The sequence below is a fragment of the Iodobacter sp. genome, from assembly GCF_025352645.1.
GTDB lineage: Bacteria > Pseudomonadota > Gammaproteobacteria > Burkholderiales > Chitinibacteraceae > Iodobacter.
This window is the reverse complement of record NZ_JANXSO010000052.1, coordinates 1-5,002: the sequence shown is the minus strand read 5'-3', so window position 1 is coordinate 5,002 and position 5,002 is coordinate 1. Positions and strand designations below refer to the sequence as shown.

The following is a 5,002-nucleotide window of genomic DNA, read 5'->3' as shown; positions in this document are numbered from 1 at the left end:
GGCGATAAATTTCACTTTTTCATCCATCGGTTTCACCTCATTCCACGGCATAACGTGCTCCAGTTGTGCGTATCACAAACCAGAGAAGTGTTACCTATGTCCTTGGACGAATGTGTTACCTATGAGTGTGAACCTTACCGGCGGCCTTCTTTGGCTTCGTTTCTTGGCCGCGCAAGAAAGGAAGGCCCATGCGGGGGCTCCCGCACCAAGATCACCGTGCCGAAGGCACTAAAATCATGGCTACGCACCAATCCCAACCCTTCTGCGCAAATGCGCCTGCGTAGCCGTTTCATCTGACTGCTTTTGCAACGCTCGCTCACGCAGCTTTTGCAAGGCCATACGCTCTTGCTCGCCTAATTTATCCATCACTTCACGGCGTGATACGGCCGCTAATAAATCTTTACGTGCCACCGCCAGATCCGCATCGCCCAAGGCTAAATCCTGCTTTTGCAGGGTGATGAAATTGAGTAGCGAATGTTTAAACGCGCCAGCATTGATCGCCAATGCAGGGTGCGGCACAGCGCTTGCGCCTAAGTGCTGGCAAAGCGACTCCATGCGGCTGATGTTTTTTTGATAGCGCTGCGTCAGCTGGTGCTTATCTCGCACCACGGTTTCTTGTTTATCCACATCACTTTGGCGTAAACGCAGCATCAGCTCTAGACGCTGCACGGCTTGGGGCGTACTCATTGCAATAGCGCCTTTAAATCGGCCAGTGAATCGGCCAGCGGTGCGGCTTCATTCACGGCCTGCTGTAAATAGGCTTCGATACGCGGAAATAAACGCACCGCTCGGTCGGTTTCTGCATCGATGCCCGGCACATAAGCGCCCAAGGGAATCAGATCTCGCACTTCACGGTAGCGTGATAACAGCGCCTTAATCTGCCGTGACACAGCGTTATGCTCGCTGCTACTAATCTGGCTCATACAGCGGCTAACCGATTGTGCGATATCAATGGCAGGGAAATGCCCGCGCTCGGCCAACTGGCGCGATAACACAATATGGCCGTCTAAAATGGCTCTGGCGGTATCCACCACGGGGTCTTGCTGATCGTCCCCTTCCGCCAGCACGGTATAAATTGCCGTCATACTGCCCTGCGGGTTTTCACCATTACCTGCGCTTTCGGCCAGATTAGGCAACAGCCCAAATACCGATGGCGGATAACCACGGGTAGCGGGTGGCTCACCCAGAGCCAACGCCACTTCGCGCTGCGCCATAGCGTAGCGGGTGAGCGAATCTACCAGCAGCAAAACCCGATGGCCCTGATCACGATAATGGGCAGCAATGCTGTGGCAAAGCTCGGTAGCATTTAAGCGCATCAGCGGTGACTCATCGGCAGGGGCCACCACCAGCACGGCTTTTGCCAAGCCCTCCGGGCCAAGCGAGTGATCAACAAACTCACGCACTTCGCGGCCACGCTCGCCAATGAGGCCAACCACTACAATATCCGCCGAGGTATTGCGGGTAATCATCCCCAGCAATACGCTTTTACCCACGCCACTGCCGGCAAATAAACCAACCCGCTGGCCTTTACCTAAGGAGAGCAGGCCATTGATGGCACGCACGCCAATATCCAGCGGCTCGAGCACCGGCTGTTTACGTAGGGGATTAATTTTGGGAGGTGCGGCGGCCAGTGGCTTATCGCCACCCAGTGGGCCAAGATCGTCCATCGGCTCGCCAAGACCATTTACAATTCGGCCCAGCCAAGATTCGCCAATCATCAACGAGCTAGCCTGTGGCGCGGCTTGAACTCTGGCTCCGGTCTGCAAGCCAACTGGCTTTTTAAACGGCATAAGAAAAGAAACTTCGCGGCGAAAGCCCACCACCTGCGCCTGAATCCATTCCCCTGATGAGGTTTCAATCAGGCAACGCTGGCCGGTTTCTAAGGGGCAACCTACGCTTTCTAATAAAATGCCGGTCACGCCAATTAAGCGCCCGGTCATAGTGGCGACAGGTACGTCGTTTAAATCTAAACGGCGCAAAGCATCGCCAATCAAGCTCATGGTGCAACCTTGGCCATCTCACCCACCAGCTGCCCGCTAAGCTGATCCATGCAAAGATCTAACCTTTGCATGCAGCCAGCATCGGCTTCCATTTCTGCACTACGAATTCGGCATTCGCCTGGCGCTAGATTTGGATCGGCGACCAACTGCCAGCGAGCAGCCCGCTCTGGGGCCAGCTCAATCACGCGCTGGCATTCTTCGGCATTTAAATGTACGGCAACCGAGGTATTGGTTTGCGACGTTGCTGCGAGGGTTTCATCGACCAAGGCCAGCAATTGCACCGGCTGCAAAGTCAGCTCACAGCGAATCACCTGCTTGGCCACCTTGGCCACCAAATCGACCACTTCTTGGCGCAAGGCCAGTTGGAAATCATCACTGGCCCGCTGCACCTGTTGCAGTAGCAGCTCCATCAAGGCGGCTTTTTCATCAAAGCGCGCCAGGGCAGCCAGCCTTGCTTCGGCCTCGCCCTGAGCCAGCCCAGCGGCATGACCCTCGCTAAAACCCGCCGCCTCGCCACGGCTTAAACCCTCAGCATGACCATCGCCATGGCCGCTATCCCAGCCCTGCTGATAGGCCTCGGCAGACAGTGGGGCTTCGCTGCTGCTACCTTGGGCCGCCTGCAGCCGCTGTAAAGAAGGAAAACGATGAGGGCGAACCGATATCACTCAACCACCGCCTCAGGAAAGAGTTGTAAATCAATTTCGCCACTGCTGGCCAATTCACGCACAATGGCCATGATTTCCTTGCGAACTTCCTCAACACGGCTAAGCGGCACAGGGCCAGAGCGGCGCATCATATCTTCAAAGCTTTGCGCTTGGCGGCGCGGCATGGTTTGGGTAATTGCCTGACGCACTTCCGGCTCAGCGCCTTTTAAGGCAATAGCCCACTGCTCTAGCTGCACGTCTTCCACAATGCGCATCAGCGCGGTTTCGGTTTGGCGCGACAAGATAAAGAAGTCGTACATTCGGCTTTCGATTTCAGCCACCAGATCGGCATCGTGGGCACGCAATAGCTCAATCATTTGCTGCTTATTACCCGAATAGCGATTAATAATATCGGCGGTTTGCTGCATACCCGCTACTTCGGTGCTTTGGGTGTGCAGATTATCTAGGCAGCGGTTCACCAGCTCTTCTAGCTCGGTTAATAACTCGCGATCCACTTCTTTTAAACGGGCAATCCCCACCAACACATGATCTTGCGTGGCCACGGGTAGCGCCTCTACCACTTTGCCCGCCAAATTAGGCGGTAGAAAAGCTAAAAAGACGGCCTGCATACGCACATGCTCATGGGCAATTCTATCGGCCAGCCACTGCGGCGAAACCCATTGCAAGCGCGCCATTTTTGGGCGAATCTCATCGCCATAAATGCTGTTCAGCACGCTATTGGCAATATCGCCACCCAAGGCCAAATCCAAGGAGCGCTGCAAAAAAGAGCGCGATGCGCCGTGCACACCACTTTGCTCACGATACTCATCAAAGAATTTCTGGATGGATACCTTTACCGTATCCACCTTAATACCACTCATGCGCGACATCACCTGCGTCACCGCCAGCAATTCTTCACGGCCCAAGCAGCGCAGCACATTGGCAGCAGGCTCTTCGCCCATGCTTAATAAAACAATGGCCGCCTGCTCAACCGGAGTCAGCACGGTTTCAGCCTGATTATTGATTGCGTCCATCTTTTTGCACCCATTGTTTAACCACTTCGGCAACGCGTTCTGGCTCTTTGGCGGCCAACTCTTTTAAGTGATCGACCAGCACGTCAACCGACGAGCCAGCCGGAGGAAGATCATAGTTTTCTAGTAGCGGCACCACCGGCATCGCCGAGCCTTTCGGTACGGCAGCGGTATAGCCCTCGGCAGTAGCAGGGCTAGCTGGCGTGATATCTAACTCGGCAGCTGCCGTCAAAGCTAAAGGAGTGGCGGGCTTATTAAGCCTTTCTTTTAACAGCTTGAAAGCGGGGCGCACCAAGAATAAAAACGCCAGCAATACGCTTAAGGCATAACCCAACACACTGGCAGCATCATAAATAGTGCTGCGCTCTTGCCACCACGGCGTTGCATATGGACGAGGTGTAAACGGCAAAGAAGACACCATCAACTGATCGCCACGTTCGCTATCAATGCCTAAACCATTTCTGAGTATTTTTTCAATATTGGCAATTTGCGCAGGCGACCAACCAGCCTTCACCGAAGGCGCTGCTGCATTGCTAAGTACCACCGCCACATTTAAGCGACGTAGCACGCCACGGGCTTTTTTGGTGCTAGTAATACTTTTATCGTAAGCATACTGGCGGGTCATCGCATTCTTTTTAAAGCCATTAGCGTCAGCTTCAGGCTTGGCTGGCACAGCATTAACCGGTCGATTACTTAAAGAGCCTGGAATGCCGATGGCGCTTTTCTCGCTGGTTTGCTCGTCACGGGTGGCTTCGCTGGTAATTTTTGGATCAGCACCATACTGCTCGCGCGTCTCTTCCACCTGATCGTTATCCACATCGGCGGTAACGCTCACCTTAAAATTATCTGCACCTAACACCGGATCAAGCAGATCACGAATGCTGCTAAGGGTTTGTTCTCGGTAGCGGCTGGCGCTGTCGTTCTCGTTGCCTGCAAAACCACTGGCCGCCGTATCAAGGCGCGCAGATAAAAGACTGCCCGCCTCGTCCACCAAGGTGACTTTTTGCGGGCTAAGGCTAGATACGCTGCCAGCCACTAAATTAACAATGGCAGCAATTTGTTCCTGATTTAATTTCTGGCCACGCTTTAAAGAAACAATCACCGATGCCGAGCTTTTATCAATTCCCGAATCAACAAATGAAGAAGATCGGGCAATAGATAAATGCACCCGCGCATTAGCAATTGGCTCTAATGCCATAATGCTCTGCACTAATTCGCCCTCAAGCCCACGGCGAAAGCGCACATCCTGCACAAATTGGCTCACACCGAGAGGATCATTTTTATCCAGCAATTCAAGACCAGCTGGCAATTTAGCCACCACGCCTTT

5 protein-coding genes are annotated in these 5,002 nt (G+C 53.7%); all 5 read right to left on the bottom strand.

Translation table 11 applies throughout. The annotated features are described in order from the left end of the window. Window positions 1–240: 240 nt before the first annotated feature. A complete protein-coding gene (locus Q0R17_RS07005) occupies window positions 241–687 on the bottom strand; it encodes a flagellar FliJ family protein (protein ID WP_293933354.1) in 447 nt (148 codons plus the stop codon). Then, window positions 684–2,000 (bottom strand): flagellar protein export ATPase FliI, encoded by a 1,317-nt coding sequence (gene fliI, locus Q0R17_RS07000; RefSeq protein WP_293933353.1) that lies wholly within the window; start codon window positions 1,998–2,000, stop codon window positions 684–686. The genes Q0R17_RS07005 and fliI overlap by 4 nt, the downstream gene beginning before the upstream one ends. Further along, the gene (gene fliH / locus Q0R17_RS06995) at window positions 1,997–2,665 is read right to left on the bottom strand and encodes a flagellar assembly protein FliH (RefSeq protein WP_293933351.1); all 669 of its coding nucleotides are present in this window, start codon (window positions 2,663–2,665) and stop codon (window positions 1,997–1,999) included. Before fliH ends, fliI begins: the two co-directional genes overlap by 4 nt. Next, window positions 2,662–3,678, bottom strand: a complete 1,017-nt coding sequence (locus tag Q0R17_RS06990; RefSeq protein WP_293933349.1) for a flagellar motor switch protein FliG — start codon at window positions 3,676–3,678, stop codon at window positions 2,662–2,664. Before Q0R17_RS06990 ends, fliH begins: the two co-directional genes overlap by 4 nt. Beyond that, window positions 3,662–5,002: flagellar basal-body MS-ring/collar protein FliF (fliF, locus tag Q0R17_RS06985; RefSeq protein ID WP_293933347.1), on the bottom strand; the 1,341-nt coding region annotated here is incomplete at its 5' end. The genes Q0R17_RS06990 and fliF, both read right to left, overlap by 17 nt.